The sequence below is a fragment of the Frankia sp. AiPs1 genome, from assembly GCF_023716945.1.
GTDB lineage: Bacteria > Actinomycetota > Actinomycetes > Frankiales > Frankiaceae > Frankia.
Map to the genome: position 1 here is coordinate 1 of NZ_JAMQQF010000892.1, position 1,592 is coordinate 1,592.

General features: G+C 66.8%; 1 protein-coding gene. It reads right to left on the minus strand.

Annotation, left to right across the window (positions count from 1 at the left end; translation table 11 throughout):
* Positions 1-120 precede the first annotated feature (120 nt).
* Positions 121-1,356 (minus strand): IS110 family transposase, encoded by a 1,236-nt coding sequence (locus tag ND748_RS31645; protein ID WP_285902983.1) that lies wholly within the window; start codon positions 1,354-1,356, stop codon positions 121-123.
* Positions 1,357-1,592 lie beyond the last annotated feature (236 nt).

Consider the following 1,592-nt stretch of genomic DNA (forward strand, 5'->3'; position numbering starts at 1 on the left):
CAGACTCCCGCTGTCAACCTCCCAAGCCAGACTTCATTTTCGATCTTCACTTTTTTGGGCATGCTGACGCCCACCCGCAGGCGAGGATCTACGACCTGCCGGGTCCCGACTGCCTGGTTGTTAGGCTGCTATTTCAGTTCTGTGATGGCGGTTCGGGTCGTAGGGGGCGCCGTCGATCCAGGCCCGCCAGAGCACACGTGTCCATCGTGCTCCGAGACCGCGTAGCGCGCGGTATTTGCTCTGGCCTCGTTCCCTGGCAGCGTCGTAAACGGCTCCCGCCCATTCGTCCTCGCGGGCGGAGACGAACGTCCACCAGTCGATCGCATGTCGCATTCGCCGGTTCGCGGCGTAGCGGAACCGGACCTGATGGGTTCGTCCCGACGCGCGGGTGACCGGCGCCAGGCCGGCCTCGGCGAGCAGTGCGGCGGCCGAGGGAAACCGTGCCCGGTCGTCGCCCATCTCACCGATCAGCGTGGCAGCGGTCACCGGTCCGAGGCCGGGAAAGCTCGTGAACACCGCCGTGTCGGGATGGGACGACAGCAGCTCGCGGATCGTCTTGTCGTAGGTCCGCAGGTGACTGTTGAGCATTTCCATCTCGCTGGCGAACATCTGCGCGGCCAACACCTTGCCCGCCGCTGTTCCCGCCCCGGCGGCCAGCAGATGCGGTCGCATCCGCTCGACGAGGACCGCGGGGTCGACCCGGCCGGAATAGCCATGCCGGCGACAGAACGCCGCCATCCGCGCCGGTCCCACCCGCGCCGCCTGCTCCGGCGTCGGGTACTCCTTCACGAAGGCCAGCGCGATGTCGCGGTCGAGGCTGGAGAACAGGTGCAGCGGCGCAGGATGGTAGGACTCCAGGACCGCCCGCAGCCGCGACTCGGTCGCCCGCTGTGCCAACACCACCCGGTCCCGGTCCCGGCTGACCGCCCGCAGCTGCGCGGTCAACGGGGACGGCGCGTGCAACGGCCGCCAGTAGGCGTGCTCGTGGCGCAGCGTGTCCGCCAGAACGAACGCGTCGAAACTGTCGCTTTTGGTCGCCGCGAGCCGATAGCGCTCCCGTGCCCTCGATGAGATCTTCGGCGACACACAGAAAACCGAAACGTCCAAGTTGTGGAGATGCTCGACCAGAATTCCTTCCGCCCGTTCGATCGCGACACGGACCGGAGTAGAAAACGAGCCGATCAGTGCATCCAGCTCGGCCAGCCCGTCGACCGTGTGCTGAACACGGCGACGAACAAGAACCGTGCCCGCTTCGTTCAGAACACATACCTGGTGAAAGCTGCCGCCCCAGTCGATCCCGACGAACGTCGACGCCTCGCCGGCGCCTGCCTCACCACCGTCGTTGACGAATGCCAACGTGAATCTCCTCCGATCCAGGTCACCACCGCTGGAGGGCTTCGTCGGAACCTCATCTCGGCGCTCGGCCGCCGTCAGGCGGCCCGCGCTGCTCCCGCTGGCCGATACAAAGCCCGCCACCGCCCGGCCGAACAGGTCTGCGTCTGGACCTCGAAGGTGCGTGTCTGCATAGGTTCTGACCGGGCGGTGCAGGTGACCGGCGGGACCGTCCCGCCACCACCCATGTCAACAGATGA